Raw genomic sequence first — 15,678 nt, 5'->3', positions numbered from 1 at the left:
TCAGTGGCCGGCGGTGCTGTCGGCCCACTCGATCTCGCCGGTGACGAGGTAGCGGACGTTGATGGCGATGTGCACGGCGTGGTCGGCGAAGCGCTCGTAGTAGCGGCCCAGCAGCGCGATGTCGACGGCCGCCTCGACGCCGCGGTCCCACTGGTCGTCGAGGAGCCTGGCGAACAGCGACCGGTGCAGGTGGTCCATCTCGTTGTCGTCCTGGGCGAGTTCGGCGGCGGCGTCGAGGTCGCGGGTGCGCAGCACCTCGACGGCCTTGCCGGACATCTCGCAGGCCGCCTTGCCCATGGCGGCGAAGGTGTCGCGCAGCTCGTCGGGCACGGCGTGGTCGGGGTAGCGCATGCGCGCGACCTTGGCGACGTGGACGGCGAGGTCGCCCATGCGCTCGGCGTCGGACGTGGTGCGCATGGCGGAGGTGACGATGCGCAGCTCGGAGGCCACCGGCCCCTGGGTGGCCATGAGCTCGAGCACCTGCTCGTCGATCTCGAGCTGGTCGCGGTTGATGCTGGAGTCGGAGGCCATGGCCTGCTCGGCCGCGTCGAGGTCGGCCTCGAGCAGCGCCTTGGTGGCAAGACCCATCAGCTCACCGGTCTTGCGGATCATGCCGATCAGCCGGCCGTTGACCTCGTCCAGCTGCTCGTGGTAGGCCTCACGCATTGGCGTCGTCATCCTGTTCACTGGGGGGCGGGCAGGTTGCTCCCGTCTGATCAGCGTAGGTGCATTTGGTGGACGAGCATCGCCACAAGGTGAACGCCCCCCGAAGTCTGGGTGAACAAGCTGCCGAAACCGCGGCGTGAAGTGTCTTGAAGTGGAGATGAACTCCGCTGTGGCACATACCATCGGTGGATGTGGATGCCGTGACAGCCGGAGCGCTGGCCGCGTGTGTCGGCGCAGCGGTCGGCCTCGCGGCGGGCCTGGCGTTCAAAGCCAGTGAGCGCGCCCAGCACCCGCCCGAACCCCCGCGGACGTCCCGTGTGCCCGAAGGCGTCGACGAGGTGCTGTCGGTGCTGCGCTCCAGCGCCATCGTCCTCGACAGCGCGCTCGACGTCGTCAAGGCCAGCCCGTCGGCGTACGCCTTCGGCCTGGTCCGCCACGACCGCGTCGCCGTCCCCGAGCTGGTCGAGCTGACCGAGCGGGTGCGCCGCGACGGCCAGATCCGCGAGGTCCAGCTCGAGATCCCGCGCTCGCGCGACACCACCCAGACGCTGTACGTGTCGGCCCGGGTGGCCCCGCTCAACAGCAAGCTGCTGCTGGCACTGGTCGAGGACCGCACGCACGAGATCCGCGTCGACGAGGTCCGCCGCGACTTCGTCGCCAACGTCTCGCACGAGCTGAAGACCCCCGTCGGCGCGCTGCTGCTGCTCGCCGAGGCGGTCGAGGACGCCAAGGACGACCCCGAGGCGGTCCAGCGCTTCGCCGAGCGCATGCAGCGCGAGGGGGCCCGGCTCACGCGGCTGGTGCAGGAGATCATCGACCTCTCGCGGCTGCAGTACGACGACCCCGTCGCCTCGCCCGAGTCCGTCGACGTCGACAGCGTGGTCGAGGCCGCCCTCGACCGCAGCCGGGTCGAGGCCGAGAAGCACAAGATCCGGCTCACCTCCGGCGGCACGCCGGGACTGCAGGTCCTGGGCAACATCGAGCAGCTGGTCATCGCACTGGGCAACCTCGTCGAGAACGCGGTGAACTACAGCCCTCCCAATACCCGCGTGGCCGTCGGAGTACGCCGTCGCGACGACCTCGTCGAGGTCAGCGTCACCGACCAGGGGTTCGGCATCGCCGAGAGCGAGCTGGACCGCATCTTCGAGCGGTTCTACCGCGTCGATCCCGCGCGTTCCCGGGCCACCGGGGGCACCGGCCTGGGACTGTCCATCGTCAAGCACATCGCCGCCAGCCACGGCGGCGAGGTAGGCGTGTGGAGCGTGCAGGGAGCAGGGTCCACCTTCACCCTGCGACTGCCGCTGCACCCGCAGCGAACCGGGCAACCGTCCGCGTTCGAGACGCCAGTTGGTAAGGAGACGCCGTGACCCGCGTGCTCGTCGTCGAGGATGAGGATTCGTTCAGCGACGCTCTGTCGTACATGCTCCGGAAGGAGGGCTTCGAGGTCGCCGTCTCCGTCACCGGCGACGACGCCCTCGACGAGTTCGACAGGGGCGGAGCCGACCTCGTTCTGCTCGACCTCATGCTGCCGGGCCTGTCCGGGACGGAGGTCTGCCGCCAGCTGCGGCAGCGCTCCAACGTCCCGGTCATCATGCTGACCGCCAAGGACTCCGAGGTCGACAAGGTCGTCGGCCTCGAGCTGGGCGCCGACGACTACGTCACCAAGCCGTTCTCCTCACGCGAACTGGTCGCCCGCATCCGTGCCGTCCTGCGCCGCGGCACGGAGCCGACCGAGGCCAGCCAGGCCGTCCTGGGCGCCGGCCCGGTGCGCATGGACGTCGACCGCCACGTGGTCACCGTCAACGGCGACACCGTCCGGCTGCCGCTCAAGGAGTTCGAGCTGCTCGAGCTGCTGCTGCGCAACGCCGGCCGGGTCCTGACCCGGGCGCAGCTGATCGACCGCATCTGGGGCGCCGACTACGTGGGCGACACCAAGACGCTCGACGTCCACGTGAAGCGCCTGCGCGCGAAGATCGAGCCCGACCCCGCGGCGCCGACCTACCTGCTGACGGTCCGCGGGCTCGGCTACAAGCTCGAGGCCTGAGCCCGCCTCACTCGGTGGGCTCGTCCGTGGGCTCGTCGCCCTGCTGGCCCTCGTCGCCCTGCTGGTCCTCGTCAGGGGTCTCGGCGGGGCGGCGCGGCTCGGCCGGCAGCGCCTCGGCGTACTGACCTTCGGCGGGCCGCACGAGCGCGTGGACGGTGGTGCGTGGCGCCGCGCCGAAGCGGAACTCGACCGTCACGGTGTGCCCGGGGTCGGCCTCGACGTCGAAGCCGTCGACGCGGTCGGCCTCGGGACCGATGTCGGCGATGCCGCTGACCGGGATCTCGACCGGGCCGTCGGCGAGGTCGGCGGTGACGTCGCCGATGCGCACCTCGACGAGCTCGTCCTCGGAGGTGCCGCGGTTGGTGAGCGTGGCGACGACGGTGGCCGTGCCCTCGCCGTCGGAGATCACCTGGACGTTGCGCAGGCCGATGTCACCGGCCTCGGTGTTGACGCCGTTGTCGGCCGGGTACCACCGCTGCGTCTGCTCGTGGATGCTGCAGCCGGCCGCGCCCAGCAGCAGGACGGGGACGACGGCGACAAGTAGACGCCGGACAGCAACCTTCACCACGTGCTCCTCGAAAGCGGGGCCCAGTGCGGACGGAGTGCGGACAGACCGCGGACAAGGCTACCCACGTCGTCCGGGCGACCGGTCACCGGCACCCGCTCCTACCTGGCGGTACATCAAGATCGTCGACCTTGGAAAAGGGCGAAACGGACAGTACGGAACGGCCGCCCGCGGCGTATGACGTCCGACCGCAGCACGGCGAATGGCGATTTGTCAACCCCCACCACTGGCGCTGACCAGCACAAACGCTCATCGGAGTCGAGAAATTCGTGCTACCATAGGTGAGGGAAAGGGGACAGGAACACATGACTTTCAAGGTCGGCGAAACGGTTGTCTACCCCCATCACGGGGCCGCGCTCATCGAGGCCATCGAGTCCCGCGTCATCAAAGGAGAGGAACGTCAGTACCTCGTCCTGAAGGTCACGCAAGGTGACCTGACCGTTCGCGTCCCGGCTGACAACGTCGACCTCGTCGGCGTACGCGATGTCGTCAACCAGGAAGGGCTCGACCGCGTCTTCGAGGTGCTGCGCATGCCGCACACCGAGGAGCCCACCAACTGGTCGCGCCGCTACAAGGCGAACCTCGAGAAGCTGGCGTCGGGCGACGTCATCAAGGTGGCCGAGGTCGTGCGCGATCTCTGGCGCCGCGAGCGTGACCGCGGTCTCTCCGCGGGCGAGAAGCGCATGCTGGCCAAGGCTCGTCAGGTGCTCGTCTCCGAGCTGGCGCTGGCCGAGAACACGAACGAGGACAAGGCCGAGACTCTGCTCGACGAGGTCCTCGCGGGCTGACACGCGCGCGTCGTTCGGGGCATGATCCCGTCGTGAGCGTCGCGTGCATCGTGGTCGCCGCCGGACGTGGCGAGCGGCTGGGCCAAGAGCGCCCCAAGGCGTTCGTCGAAGTCGGCGGACGTCCCCTGATCTGGCATGCCCTGCAGGCCGCGTCCCGGTCCGCCCGGGTCGCGCACGTCGTCGTGGTGGCGCCCGACGGGTACGAGGGTGACCCGGCCCTCAGCGGAGCGGACACCGTCGTGCCCGGCGGCGCCACGCGGCAGCACTCGGTCGCCAACGGCCTGGCCGTGCTGCCGCCCGACGCCGACGTCGTCCTGATCCACGACGCGGCCCGCTGCCTGGCGCCGCCGTCGCTCTACGACGACGTGGCCGCCGACGTCCTGGCCGGGCACGACGCCGTCGTTCCCGGGGTCGCCGTCGTCGACACCCTCAAGGTGGTCGACGGCGCCGGCCTGGTCACCGCCACTCCGGACCGCACCGAGCTGCGTGCCGTCCAGACCCCGCAGGGCTTCGCCCGCACCGTCATCGAGCGCGCGCACGCCGCCGCCGTCGAGCGCGGCGACACCGATGCCCCCGACGACGCCGCCCTGGTCGAGCGGCTCGGCCTGCCCGTCCACGTCGTCGCCGGCCATGCCGACGCCTTCAAGGTCACGCGGCCGCAGGACCTCCTGCTCGCCTCGACGGTGCTCGCCCGGCGGGCGGCCGCCGTATGACGCCGCCGATCCCGCGCACCGGCCTGGGCGTCGACGTCCACCGGCTCGAGCCCGGCCGGCCCTGCTGGGTGGCCGGGCTGCACTGGGCCGACGAGCCGGCCGGCCCGGTCGGCCACTCCGACGGCGACGTCGCCGCCCACGCGCTCTGCGACGCCCTGCTCTCCGCCGCCGGCCTCGGCGACCTGGGCGCCGTCTTCGGCACCGACCGGCCCGAGTGGGCCGGCGCGTCCGGCGTCGCCCTGCTGACCGAGACCGCCCGGCTGGTCCGCGCGGCCTCGCTCGAGATCGGCAACGCCGCCGTCCAGGTCGTCGGCAACCGCCCGCGCATCGGCATCCGCCGCGACGAGGCCGCGGCGGTGCTCTCCGAGGCCGTCGGCGCGCCCGTCAGCGTCAGCGGCACCACTACCGACGGGCTGGGGCTCACGGGCCGGGGTGAGGGTCTGGCCGCGCTGGCGACCGCGCTGGTGTACCCCGCTCCGGGCTGATCCCGCCCGCGCCGAGCAGCCGCAGCGCCACCGCCGGGAAGATCAGGACCGACAGCATCCCGGCGCCGACCAGCGCGCTGGCGAGGTCCGACGACAGGACGCCCTCGTCCTGCGCGATCCGGGTGATGACCACGAGCAGTGGCAGTGCCGTCGCCGCCAGCAGCCCCATCGCCACCGCGGGCCGGGTGCCGAGCGCGGGGCGCTGCAGCAGCGCCGTCGGCGCTCCGCGCACCGCGAGGAAGAGCACGAGGAACACCGGGAGCAGCGCCAGCGTCGCCGGCTCGCCCAGGGCGCCGACGTCGAAGCGCACGCCGCTCATGATGAAGAAGATCGGGATGAAGAAGCCGAACCCGAGGGCCTCGAGCCGCTTCAGCACCTCGTCGGACTCGCGCGGGACGCCGGTGTCGAGGAACAGGTGGATCACGACGCCGGAGGCGAACGCGCCCATCACCGGGTCGAGGTCCAGGCTCTCGGCGAGCGCCACCATCGCGACCGAGATCAGCACGCAGAACCGGACCGCCACCTGGGCGCTGGTCCCCAGTGTCACGGTGACCAGGCGGGCGACGGCCGGGTGCCGCGGGCGCCGGGCCAGCGCCGCGGCCGTGGTCGCCACCGCGCCGAACAGCACCAGGACGAGGGTCGTGTGCGAAGGCCGCTCACCGCTGAGCGCGAAGGCGACGGCGACAATCGGCAGGAACTCGCCCATGGCCCCGACGGCGAGGAACCGGGTCCCGAACTCGGTCTTCACCAGGTTGCGGTCGCGGAGCATGGGCAGGATCGCGCCGAGGGTCGTCGTGGTCAGGGCCAGGCCGACGACCAGCCCGGCGGTCACCCCGGCGATCAGCAGGCCGGCCGCGACACCCAGCGCAAGCGACGCGAACCACGCCCAGATCGCGGCCCGCAGCGGTGCGCCGCGGATGCGTTTGAACTCCAGCTCGTAGCCGGCCAGCAGCATGAGGAAGGCCAGCCCGAGATCCGACAGCGCGTCGACGACCCCGGTCGCGCGCACCCAGTCGAGGACGGCCGGCCCGATCAGGATGCCCAACCCGATCTGCAGCACGACCGACGGCACCGTGACGAACCGCGAGAGCCGGTCGGCGAGGATCGGGGCCAGCACGGCGACCGCCAGGACCACGGTCAGCATCACCGACGACTCGCTGGTCACGGCCCACCCCCTGTGCCCCGTATGTGCCCAATCTAGGGGCGGGGCGGGCGTTCTGGCCGGGCCGTGAGCGGCCTATTTGCGCAGGCGCAGGCCTTGCATGCCGCCGTCGACGGCGAGGGTGGTGCCGGTGACGGAGCCGGAGTGGGGGCCGGCGAGGTAGGCGATGGCGTGGGCGATGTCGGCCGGCGGGACGAGGCGGCCGGTGGGTTGGCGGGCTTCGAGGGCGGCGCGTTCTGCGGCGGGGTCGGGGGCGGCGTCGAGGAGGCGGCCGACCCAGGGGGTGTCGGCGGTGCCGGGGTTGACGGCGTTGACGCGGATGCCCTCGCCGATGTGGTCGGCGGCCATGGCCTGGGTGAGGGAGAGGACGGCGCCTTTGGTGGCGGAGTAGAGGGCGCGTTGGGGGAGGCCTGCGGTGGCGGCGATGGAGCAGACGTTGACGATGGCGGCGTGTTCGGAGCGGCGCAGGTGGGGGAGGGCGGCGCGCGCCACTCGGACCATGCCGAGGACGTTGACGTCGAAGACGTGGTGCCATTCGGTGTCGGGGTTGTCGGCGATGGTGCCGGCGGCGCCGATGCCGGCGTTGTTGACGACGATGTCGAGGCCGCCGAAGTGCTCGGCGACGGCGTTCACGGCGGTGGTGACGGCGTCGGAGTCGGTGACGTCGCAGTCGAGTGCGTAGAGGCCGGATGGTGCGTCGTCGACCTTGCGGTCGAGGATGGCCACGTTCGCGCCGGATGCGGCCAGCAGTTGCGCCGTGGCCAGTCCGATGCCCGACGCGCCGCCGGTCACCACCGCCGTCAGGCCGTCGAAGTCGCCCATCGCCCGCTCCCGCTCACTCGTCGTCCGATCGCGAGACATCCTATGTCACCCTGGTCAGACCACAACCCCTTGCGTGCCTTCTGGCACACTGTGGGTACAGACATCCGATGTTCTGTGCGTCGTGCCGTGGACCAGAAGGGTTGCCATGAGCCAGATCACCGCTCTCGAGACGTTCGACCTGCGCTTCCCGACGTCGCGCTTCCTGGACGGGTCCGATGCCATGAACCCGGATCCGGACTACTCGGCGGCGTACGTGGTCGTGCGGACCGACGACGGTGACGGCCCGGCCGGGCACGGGTTCGTGTTCACCATCGGCCGGGGCAACGACGTGCAGGTCGCGGCCATCGACGCGCTGCGGCCGATGCTGGTGGGCTGCCAGCTGGAGCCGCTGCTGGACGACTTCGGCAGCACCTGGCGCCGGCTCGTGCACGACTCGCAGCTGCGCTGGCTGGGGCCGGAGAAGGGCGTCATGCACATGGCGATCGGCGCGGTCGTGAACGCGCTGTGGGACCTGAAGGCGAAGCGGGTCGGCGTGCCGCTGTGGCGCCTCCTGTCCGACCTCTCGCCCGAGCAGATCGTCGACCTGGTCGACTTCCGCTACCTCACCGACGTGCTCGATCCCATCGAGGCGCTGCACCTGCTGCAGGCCGCGGAGCCGGGGAAGGCCGAGCGGGCGGCCCGGCTGGTCGCCGAGGGCTACCCCGCGTACACGACGACGCCGGGCTGGCTGGGCTACGACGACGCCAAGCTCGCCCGGCTCACGCGTGAGGCGCTGGCGGCCGGGTTCACGCAGATCAAGCTGAAGGTCGGCGGTGACCTCGACGACGACGTCCGCCGGCTGGGGATCGCCCGCGACATCTGCGGGCCGGACGTCCGCATCGCGATCGACGCCAACCAGCGCTGGGGCGTGGACGAGGCGGTGCGGTGGGTGAAGGAGCTGGCGCCGTTCGATCCGTGGTGGGTCGAGGAGCCGACCAGCCCCGACGACGTGCTCGGGCACGCGGCGATCGCGCAGCGGATCGCGCCGGTGCGGGTGGCGACGGGTGAGCACGTGGCGAACCGGGTGGTGTTCAAGCAGTTGCTGCAGGCCGGGGCGGCGCAGTTCGTGCAGATCGACGCGACCCGGGTCGGCGGGGTGAACGAGAACCTGGCGATTCTGCTGCTCGCGGCCAAGTTCGGCGTGCCGGTCTGCCCGCACGCTGGCGGGGTCGGGCTGTGTGAGGTGGTGCAGCATCTCGCGATGGCCGACTACGTCGCGGTGAGCGGGTCGCTCGACGACCGGGTCATCGAGTACGTCGACCACCTGCACGAACACTTCGCCGACCCCGTCCGCATCGAGAACGGCCGCTACCTCGCGCCGGAGAAGCCCGGAGCGGGCACGGAGATCCTGGTCCCCTCCATCGAGGCGCACCGGTTCCCGGACGGTGCCGTGTGGCGCTGACGCTCAGCCGCTTGGGCTTCGGCGCCGCACCGATCGCCGGCCTCTACACGCCGGTCGACGACGACACCGCGGCCGCGACCGTCGATGCGGCCTGGGATGCGGGGGTGCGCTACTTCGACACCGCACCCCACTACGGCCTCGGCCTCTCCGAACGGCGTCTCGGCCGTGCGCTCGCCGGCCGGCCGCGCCACGAGTACCTGGTGTCGACCAAGGCCGGGCGGCTGCTCGTCCCCGACGACTCGGGCCGGACCGACGTCGACGACGGGTTCGCCAACCCGGCCACACACCGCCGCGTCTGGGACTACACCCGCGACGGCATCCGGCGCAGCCTCGACGACTCCCTCACCCGCCTCGGCCTGGACCGGGTCGACCTGCTCTACCTGCACGACCCCGAGGACCGCATGCCCGACGCCCTGGCTACCGCGATCCCCGCGCTGATCGAGCTGCGCGACGAGGGCGCCATCACCGCCGTCGGGGTCGGCTCGAAGGACGCGGCAGCCCTCACCACCCTCGTCGACAACGGTGGCCTGGACGCCGTCATGGTCGCCGGCCGTTTCACCCTCCTCGAGCAGCCTGCGCTCGACGAGCTCTTCCCCGCCTGCGAGACCGCAGCTGTCGCCGTCGTCGCCGCCGGCATCTACAACTCCGGCCTGCTGGCCACCGACGTCCCGGACCCGGGCGGCACGTACGAGTACGGACCAGTCCCGCCGCGCATCCTCGACCGGGCCCGCGAGCTGGCCGCCGTCTGCGCGCACCACGGCGTCACCCTCCCGCAGGCCGCGCTGCACTACCCGCTGCGCCACCCGCTCGTCGCCTCCGCCGTCGTCGGCATGCGCAGCCCCGCCGAGGCCGCGCAGAACGCGGTCCGGCTCGACACCGCCGTCCCCGAGCGGCTGTGGGCCGACCTCGAGGAGCGCGGGCTCATCCCCGCCGGCGGGGCCAGCGCACGGCCGGCGCCCTCAGCACCGTCACCGACACCATGAGCGCCAGCAGCCCCAGCGCGAAGCCGCCGGGGATGTCGCTGAGCCAGTGGTAGTCGAGGGCGGTCATGAGGAACCCGGTGACCAGCACCCCGGCCGCGGCCACCCAGAGGTAGCGGCGGAAGCGGACGCGGTCGGGCTTCAGCCCCCGCGCGCCGAACAGCACCACGACCAGCAGGAACCAGGTGAGCGTGGCGTTGGCGGTGTGCCCGGACGGGAACGCCTGGCCGACGCCGTGCAGGACGTCCTGGCCGCTGGCCGGCGGTGTGCGCCCCAGCCCGAACTTGATCCAGTAGCCGATGAACAGGACGGTGGCCAGCCCGGCCACGATGGCGACCAGGACGCGGACCCGGCGCTGCTGGTACGCGACGTACAGGCCGACGGCGGCGATGATGGGCAGGGTGTAGAGGCGCTGCCCGCCGAGGCTGGCCAGGGCGTCGAGCAGGGTCTTGGTGATGCCGTCGGGCTGGCGGACGTCGACGTGGGCGTGGAAACTCCAGTCCCAGGCGATGAACCAGCCGCGTTCGAGGACCTGCCAGGTCATGAGGCCGAGCAGGGCGGCGCTGACCAGGCCGGCCGACACCGACGGAGCCCACCACGGCCATTCACGCCGGGTGGACACTCGGGTCGGAACGTCGTCGGTCACCATGGTCTGCGTTCATTGTTCCCCATCAGGGCACCGATCGGGGAACGGCGACGTCGTCCGGGCGGCCGTGGAGGGGCCGCGGAGTGGCTACCCTTGTCCGGTGAGTCTTCGCCTGTACGACACCGCCAGCAGTGAGATCCGCGACTTCGTGCCCGTCACACCGGGCAAGGTCGGGATCTACCACTGTGGGCTGACCGTGCAGGGACCCCCGCACATTGGCCACATCCGCAAGGAAGTGGTATTCGACGTGCTGCGGCGCTGGTTCGAGCACAACGGCCACGAGGTCACCATCGTCGCCAACGTCACCGACATCGACGACAAGATCCTCACGAAGTCCGCCGAGTCGGGCCGGCCGTGGTGGGCGTGGGCGTATGAGAACGAGCGCGCGCTCGACGCCGCCTATGAGGTGCTGGGCTGCCTGCCGGCCACCTACCAGCCGCGGGCCACCGGGCACATCCCCGAGATGATCGAGCTCATGGAGCTGCTCATCGAGCGCGGGCACGCCTACGCGGCCGAGGACGGCTCCGGCGACGTCTACTTCGACGTGCGGTCGTGGCCCTCCTACGGCGAGCTGTCCGGCCAGAAGATCGACGAGATGGAGCCGGCCACCGACGCCGACCCCCGCGGCAAGCGCGACCCCCGCGACTTCGCGCTCTGGAAGGGGCACAAGCCGGGCGAGCCCGAGACCGCCTCCTGGCCGGCGCCGTTCGGCCGCGGCCGCCCCGGCTGGCACCTCGAATGCTCGGCCATGGCCGGCAAGTACCTGGGCGAGGAGTTCGACATCCACGGCGGCGGCATCGACCTGCGCTTCCCGCACCACGAGAACGAGCTCGCCCAGTCGCGTGCGGCCGGGCATCCGTTCGTCCGGTACTGGATGCACAACGGCTGGGTCACCACGGCCGGCGAGAAGATGAGCAAGTCGCTGGGCAATTCCCTGCTCGTCGCCGACGTCGTCCAGCGCATCCGCCCCATCGAGCTGCGCTACTACCTCGCCGCGCCGCACTACCGCAGCCACGTCGAGTTCTCCGAGGACGCCCTGGCCGAGGCGGCCGCCGCGTTCCGGCGCATCGAGGGCTACGTGGTGCGCGCCACCGAGGTGACCACCGACGTCAAGCCCGCGGCCGACGTGCCCGCGGCGTTCCGGGCGGCCATGGACGACGACCTCTCCGTGCCGCAGGCGCTGGCCGTCCTGTTCGACACCGTCCGCGAGGGCAACACGCTGCTCACGTCGGGCGAGCGGGTCGAGCTGCGGTCCAACCTCGCGTCCGTGCGGGCCATGCTGGGCGTGCTGGGGCTGGACCCCCTCGCCGAGCCCTGGCTGGGCCTCGGGACGGTCGGCAGTGGCGGCGACCGCCTGCGCGGCGCCGTCGACGTCCTCGTCCAGACGGTGCTCGAGCAGCGCCAGCAGGCGCGCGAGAACCGCGACTTCGCCACGGCCGACGCCCTGCGCGACCGCCTCAAGGCCGCCGGCATCGTCGTCGAGGACAACCCTGACGGCACCCGCTGGCAGCTGGCGGACGAACCCGGAGACCTCGGAGGCACCCCCTGATGGCCGGCAACTCCCAGCGCCGCGGCGCCATGCGCAAGACGGGCACGAAGAAGGGCATGGTCGTCGGCTCCGGCGGCCAGCGGCGCAAGGCGCTCAAGGGCAAGGGCCCCACGCCGAAGGCCGAGGACCGCCCCGCGCACCCGGCCGCCCGCAAGGCGGCCGCGGAACGCAGGGCGGCCGAGCGGTCCGGCGGGGGCCGTGGCGGCTCCGGCACCGGCAGGCCCGGCGCCGCTGAGACCGTCGCCGGGCGCAACGCCGTCGTCGAGGCGCTGCGGGCCGCCGTGCCGGTCAAGGCGCTGTACGTGGCCGAGCGCATCGACAGCGACGACCGCGTCCGCGAGATCCTGAAGATCTCCGCCGAGCGCGGGCTGCCGCTGCTCGAGGCGCCGCGCTCCGAGCTCGACCGCGTCACCGGCGGCGCCGTCCACCAGGGCGTGGCGCTGACGCTGCCGCCGTACGAGTACGCCGATCCCGCCGACCTCGTCGCGGCCGCGTTCGACGCCGGCGAGGTACCGCTGATCGTCGCGCTCGACGGCGTCACCGACCCTCGCAACCTCGGCGCCGTCGTCCGCTCGGCGGCCGCGTTCGGTGCGCACGGCGTCGTGGTGCCCGAACGGCGCAGCGCCGGCATGACGGCGGGCGCCTGGAAGACGTCGGCCGGCGCGGCCGCGCGCACTCCCGTCGCCAAGGCCACCAACCTGGCCCGGGCACTGCGCGCGTACCAGGACGCCGGGCTGTTCGTCATCGGCCTCGACGGTGCCGGCGAGACCGACATCGCCGAGGCCCGCGCGCTGGACCAGCCGGTCTGCCTGGTGGTCGGGTCCGAGGGCGCCGGCATGTCGCGCATCGTCACCGAGACCTGCGACCTGGTGGTCCGCATCCCCATCGTGAGCAGCGTCGAGTCGCTGAACGCCGGGGTGGCGGCCGGGGTGGCGCTCTACGAGATCACCCGGGCCCGGTCCGCAGGCGGGCCACGGTAGGCTACGGCCGTCCACTGACGCCGTCGCCCGGGCGATCCCCGGACACGGCGCCGAGCGCGGAGGTATCCGGACGTGTCCGTGGAGCGCATGCTGCCCACGCCCGAGGCCGAAGACCTGATCGGCCTGGTTCGCGACATCGCCGAGCGCGAGCTGCGGCCCAGAGCCGCGGCCGCCGAGGAGGCGGGTGAGTACCCGCGCGAACTGGTCCGCACGCTCGGCCGGGTCGGCCTGCTCGGTCTTCCGTACGAAGAGGTCTACGGCGGCGGGGGTCAGCCCTACGAGGTCTATCTGCAGGTCCTCGAGGAGCTGGCCGAGCGCTGGGCCACCGTCGCCCTCACCGTCAGCGTGCACTCGCTGTCGTGCTGGCCGCTCGCCAGCCACGGCACGCTCGAGCAGCGCAAGCGATGGCTGCCCGACCTCATCGGCGGCGACCTGCTCGGCGCGTACTGCCTGTCCGAGCCGCAGGCGGGGTCCGACGCGGCGGCCATCAGCACCCGGGCGGTGCGCGACGGCGACGGCTACGTGCTCACCGGCACCAAGGCCTGGATCACCCACGGCGGCGTCGCCGACTTCTACACCGTCTTCGCCCGGACGTCCGACGACGGCTCGCACGGCATCTCGTGCTTCCTGATCCCGGCCGACACTCCGGGGCTGTCGTTCGGCGCGCCGGAGCGGAAGATGGGGCTCACCGGCTCGCCGACGACCATCCTCAACCTCGACGGCGTCCGGGTGCCGGCCGAGCGGCGCATCGGCCGCGAGGGCGACGGCTTCGGCATGGCGCTCGAGGCGCTGAACTCCGGCCGGCTCGGCATCGCCGCCATCGCGACCGGCCTGGGCCAGGCGGCGCTGGAGACGGCGGTCGTCTACGCCCGCGAGCGCGAGCAGTTCGGCAAGCCGATCATCGACCACCAGGGCCTGGGCTTCCTGCTGGCCGACATGGCCGCGGCGGTCGAGAGCGCCCGCGCGCTGTACATCGTGGCCGCCCGCCGCCGCGACGCCGCCCTGCCGTTCCGCCACCAGGCGTCGGTGGCGAAGCTGGTGGCCACCGACAACGCCATGCGGGTCACCACCGACGCCGTCCAGGTGCTCGGCGGCGCCGGGTACACCCGCGACCACCCGGCCGAGCGGTACTTCCGCGAGGCGAAGGTCATGCAGATCTTCGAGGGCACCAACCAGATCCAGCGGCTGGTCATCGCGCGCATGCTCCGCCCGCCGGGCGGCCGGTAGCCACGTGCGGGCCGTCGAACGCCGCAACGCCACGTTCCAGCAGTGGCAGGCGCTGCTCACCAACCGTGCGAAGCGGCAGTCCAGCGGCGAGCTGATCGTGCAGGGCGTCCGGCCCATCTCCATGGCGGTCGCGGCCGGGGTGCCGTTCGTGTCGCTGCTGTTCGACGGCCGGCCGCGGCCCTCGTCGTGGGCGGCGGAGCTCATGGCGTCCGGCCTGGCGCCGGTGACCCGGGTGGCGCCGGACCTGCTGGCCGAGCTGGGGGAGCGCTCCGACGGCGCGCCGGAGCTGCTCGCCGTCGTCCGCCATCCCGGTTCCGACGACGTGGCCGCGCTTCCGGAGGTGCCGGACGCGCTGGTCGTGGCGTTCGACCGGCCGTCGTCGCCCGGCAACATCGGGTCGCTCGTGCGCTCGGCCGACGCGCTGGGCGCTCACGCCGTCGTGGTGACGGGGCACGCGGCGGACCCGTGGGACCCGCAGTCCGTGCGGGCCAGCACCGGGTCGATCTTCTCGCTGCCGGTGCTGCGGCTCAGCGGCCCGGCGCCGCTGCTGGACTGGGCCACGGGGCGCGCGACGGTCATCGGCACCGACGAGTCCGGCGACGTCGAGCTGCCCGCCGCCCCGCTGACCGCTGCCGCCGTCGTCGTCATCGGCAACGAGACCACCGGCATGAGCCGAGCGTGGCGCGACGGCTGCGACGTGACGGTCCGGATCCCCATGACCGGCGGCGCCAGCTCGCTCAACGCGGCCGCCGCTGGCGCCGTCGTCCTCTACGAGGCGCTGCGCCAGCGCAGCCGGGATCCTCAGCGGCCGGCGTCGTAGGCCAGAGCCACTCCGCGGTCGGTCCCGCTCACCCGCACGGTGGTCAGCACCCCGAGCAGGGCGATCACGACGCCGGCCATCTCGGCCGCCTCTTCGATCGCCATGACCAGGTGCCGCCACAGGTACCGCGCCCCGGCGTCGACCAGCAGGACGTTCACGACCTCCATGCCCAGGGCGCCCGCGATCGACGTGGCCAGCCCCGCGACGATGATGCTGCGCGAGCGCGACGGGATGGCCCGGAAGGCCGGCACCAGCGCCGCGAGCGAGACGACGATGATCGCGGCGGCCGGGAGCGTCCAGCCGAGCCGCGCCAGCACCGAGCCGGAGTCGAAGACTGCGCCGGCCCACTCGGCGCCGCGCTCGTGCAGGGAGACGGCCTCGTCCAGCGACAGCAGGGCGAAGACGACGGCCAGCACCACCCAGGCCCGCCCGGCGCGGGGGTCGCCGTCGCCGCGAGCGAGCCGGGCGGCGAGGAGAGCGGCCACGCTGCAGGTCACCAGCAGCGCCGCGGTCCACCAGCTCGCCAGCGAGCGCTCGTGGCCGCCGTTCAGCAACGCCAGGACGTCGGCCAGGGCGCCGGCCTCGGGCCGGGTCCGGATCCGTACCACGACGGAGACGGCGTGCAGGGCCATGATGGCTGCGCTGACCAGCAGCAGGGCCCGGCCGATGACGTAGCGGGCGTCGTCCAGAGGCGCCGGTGGAGTGATGAACCGGAGTCGGCCGGCCGGGTCTTTCATGAACGCACCGTAACAGCCAGGTGTACGGATCCTTGCAAGGCTGTCGTGCATCG

At 72.5% G+C, this 15,678-nt stretch carries 17 protein-coding genes; 11 read left to right on the top strand and 6 right to left on the bottom strand.

What is annotated here, in order from left to right; translation table 11 throughout:
• Window positions 1–678 carry a phosphate signaling complex protein PhoU gene (gene phoU, locus HD601_RS05970; protein ID WP_246400311.1) on the bottom strand — a complete coding sequence of 226 codons (678 nt, stop codon included), beginning with the start codon at window positions 676–678 and terminating at the stop codon, window positions 1–3.
• Between the two features lie 173 nt (window positions 679–851).
• Between phoU and HD601_RS35450 the strand changes: the two genes are divergently transcribed.
• Window positions 852–2,033 carry an ATP-binding protein gene (locus tag HD601_RS35450; RefSeq protein ID WP_184820182.1) on the top strand — a complete coding sequence of 394 codons (1,182 nt, stop codon included), beginning with the start codon at window positions 852–854 and terminating at the stop codon, window positions 2,031–2,033.
• A complete protein-coding gene (locus HD601_RS35445; RefSeq protein ID WP_131987962.1) occupies window positions 2,030–2,710 on the top strand; it encodes a response regulator transcription factor in 681 nt (226 codons plus the stop codon). The genes HD601_RS35450 and HD601_RS35445 overlap by 4 nt, the downstream gene beginning before the upstream one ends.
• Window positions 2,711–2,717: 7 nt before the next feature.
• Here HD601_RS35445 and HD601_RS05955 read toward each other — a convergent pair whose 3' ends face one another.
• On the bottom strand, window positions 2,718–3,275 hold the full coding sequence (locus tag HD601_RS05955; RefSeq protein ID WP_184820180.1) for a hypothetical protein: 558 nt from the start codon (window positions 3,273–3,275) through the stop codon (window positions 2,718–2,720).
• A 305-nt stretch (window positions 3,276–3,580) separates the two neighbouring features.
• Here HD601_RS05955 and HD601_RS05950 point away from each other — a divergent pair, with 305 nt between their 5' ends.
• From HD601_RS05950 to ispF, 3 genes are read left to right on the top strand one after another with little or no spacing between them, the layout of a single operon-like run.
• A complete protein-coding gene (locus tag HD601_RS05950) occupies window positions 3,581–4,063 on the top strand; it encodes a CarD family transcriptional regulator (RefSeq protein ID WP_026877634.1) in 483 nt (160 codons plus the stop codon).
• Window positions 4,064–4,095: 32 nt separating this feature from the next.
• Window positions 4,096–4,776: a 2-C-methyl-D-erythritol 4-phosphate cytidylyltransferase gene (ispD, locus tag HD601_RS05945; RefSeq protein ID WP_184820178.1), complete on the top strand. Its 681-nt coding sequence runs from the start codon at window positions 4,096–4,098 to the stop codon at window positions 4,774–4,776.
• The gene (gene ispF / locus HD601_RS05940) at window positions 4,773–5,261 is read left to right on the top strand and encodes a 2-C-methyl-D-erythritol 2,4-cyclodiphosphate synthase (protein WP_184820176.1); all 489 of its coding nucleotides are present in this window, start codon (window positions 4,773–4,775) and stop codon (window positions 5,259–5,261) included. The genes ispD and ispF overlap by 4 nt, the downstream gene beginning before the upstream one ends.
• Here the strand turns inward: ispF and HD601_RS05935 are convergent.
• Window positions 5,197–6,426, bottom strand: coding sequence for a cation:proton antiporter domain-containing protein (locus HD601_RS05935; protein ID WP_221440579.1), 1,230 nt, complete (start codon window positions 6,424–6,426; stop codon window positions 5,197–5,199). The genes ispF and HD601_RS05935 overlap by 65 nt on opposite strands.
• A 72-nt stretch (window positions 6,427–6,498) precedes the next feature.
• On the bottom strand, window positions 6,499–7,245 hold the full coding sequence (locus HD601_RS05930; protein WP_184829494.1) for an SDR family oxidoreductase: 747 nt from the start codon (window positions 7,243–7,245) through the stop codon (window positions 6,499–6,501).
• Between the two features lie 145 nt (window positions 7,246–7,390).
• Between HD601_RS05930 and HD601_RS05925 the strand changes: the two genes are divergently transcribed.
• Entirely contained in the window at window positions 7,391–8,686 is a 1,296-nt protein-coding gene (locus HD601_RS05925; RefSeq protein WP_184820175.1) for an L-fuconate dehydratase, read from the top strand.
• Entirely contained in the window at window positions 8,677–9,669 is a 993-nt protein-coding gene (locus HD601_RS05920; RefSeq protein WP_184820173.1) for an aldo/keto reductase, read from the top strand. Before HD601_RS05925 ends, HD601_RS05920 begins: the two co-directional genes overlap by 10 nt.
• On the opposite strand, the gene HD601_RS05915 is transcribed toward HD601_RS05920, so the two are convergent.
• Window positions 9,608–10,315, bottom strand: coding sequence for a phosphatase PAP2 family protein (locus HD601_RS05915; RefSeq protein WP_184820171.1), 708 nt, complete (start codon window positions 10,313–10,315; stop codon window positions 9,608–9,610). The genes HD601_RS05920 and HD601_RS05915 overlap by 62 nt on opposite strands.
• A 97-nt stretch (window positions 10,316–10,412) precedes the next feature.
• On the opposite strand from HD601_RS05915, the gene cysS reads away from it, so the two are divergent.
• The 4 genes from cysS to HD601_RS05895 all read left to right on the top strand — a co-directional run bounded on the left by cysS (window position 10,413) and on the right by HD601_RS05895 (window position 14,888).
• Window positions 10,413–11,861, top strand: coding sequence for a cysteine--tRNA ligase (gene cysS / locus HD601_RS05910; RefSeq protein WP_184820169.1), 1,449 nt, complete (start codon window positions 10,413–10,415; stop codon window positions 11,859–11,861).
• Window positions 11,861–12,841, top strand: a complete 981-nt coding sequence (gene rlmB, locus HD601_RS05905; RefSeq protein ID WP_184820167.1) for a 23S rRNA (guanosine(2251)-2'-O)-methyltransferase RlmB — start codon at window positions 11,861–11,863, stop codon at window positions 12,839–12,841. Before cysS ends, rlmB begins: the two co-directional genes overlap by 1 nt.
• Window positions 12,842–12,913: 72 nt before the next feature.
• Window positions 12,914–14,068: an acyl-CoA dehydrogenase family protein gene (locus HD601_RS05900; protein WP_184820165.1), complete on the top strand. Its 1,155-nt coding sequence runs from the start codon at window positions 12,914–12,916 to the stop codon at window positions 14,066–14,068.
• A gap of 4 nt (window positions 14,069–14,072) precedes the next feature.
• Window positions 14,073–14,888 carry a TrmH family RNA methyltransferase gene (locus tag HD601_RS05895; RefSeq protein WP_184820163.1) on the top strand — a complete coding sequence of 272 codons (816 nt, stop codon included), beginning with the start codon at window positions 14,073–14,075 and terminating at the stop codon, window positions 14,886–14,888.
• Here the strand turns inward: HD601_RS05895 and HD601_RS05890 are convergent.
• A complete protein-coding gene (locus HD601_RS05890) occupies window positions 14,870–15,625 on the bottom strand; it encodes a hypothetical protein (protein ID WP_184820161.1) in 756 nt (251 codons plus the stop codon). The genes HD601_RS05895 and HD601_RS05890 overlap by 19 nt on opposite strands.
• Between the last annotated feature and the right edge of the window lie 53 nt (window positions 15,626–15,678).

Source organism: Jiangella mangrovi (assembly GCF_014204975.1).
Classification (GTDB): domain Bacteria; phylum Actinomycetota; class Actinomycetes; order Jiangellales; family Jiangellaceae; genus Jiangella; species Jiangella mangrovi.
Note: the sequence above shows the minus strand (reverse complement) of the source record. Positions and strands in the feature narration are given on the sequence as shown.

What these genes read in the sequence shown, in the direction of transcription:
- HD601_RS05950 (WP_026877634.1), top strand. Translation starts at nt 3,581, where the DNA reads ATGACTTTCAAGGTCGGCGAAACGGTTGTCTACCCCCATCACGGGGCC.
- ispF (WP_184820176.1), top strand. Translation starts at nt 4,773, where the DNA reads ATGACGCCGCCGATCCCGCGCACCGGCCTGGGCGTCGACGTCCACCGG.
- HD601_RS05930 (WP_184829494.1), bottom strand. Translation starts at nt 7,245, where the DNA reads ATGGGCGACTTCGACGGCCTGACGGCGGTGGTGACCGGCGGCGCGTCG.
- phoU (WP_246400311.1), bottom strand. Translation starts at nt 678, where the DNA reads ATGACGACGCCAATGCGTGAGGCCTACCACGAGCAGCTGGACGAGGTC.
- rlmB (WP_184820167.1), top strand. Translation starts at nt 11,861, where the DNA reads ATGGCCGGCAACTCCCAGCGCCGCGGCGCCATGCGCAAGACGGGCACG.
- HD601_RS05890 (WP_184820161.1), bottom strand. Translation starts at nt 15,625, where the DNA reads ATGAAAGACCCGGCCGGCCGACTCCGGTTCATCACTCCACCGGCGCCT.
- HD601_RS05915 (WP_184820171.1), bottom strand. Translation starts at nt 10,315, where the DNA reads ATGGTGACCGACGACGTTCCGACCCGAGTGTCCACCCGGCGTGAATGG.
- HD601_RS05925 (WP_184820175.1), top strand. Translation starts at nt 7,391, where the DNA reads ATGAGCCAGATCACCGCTCTCGAGACGTTCGACCTGCGCTTCCCGACG.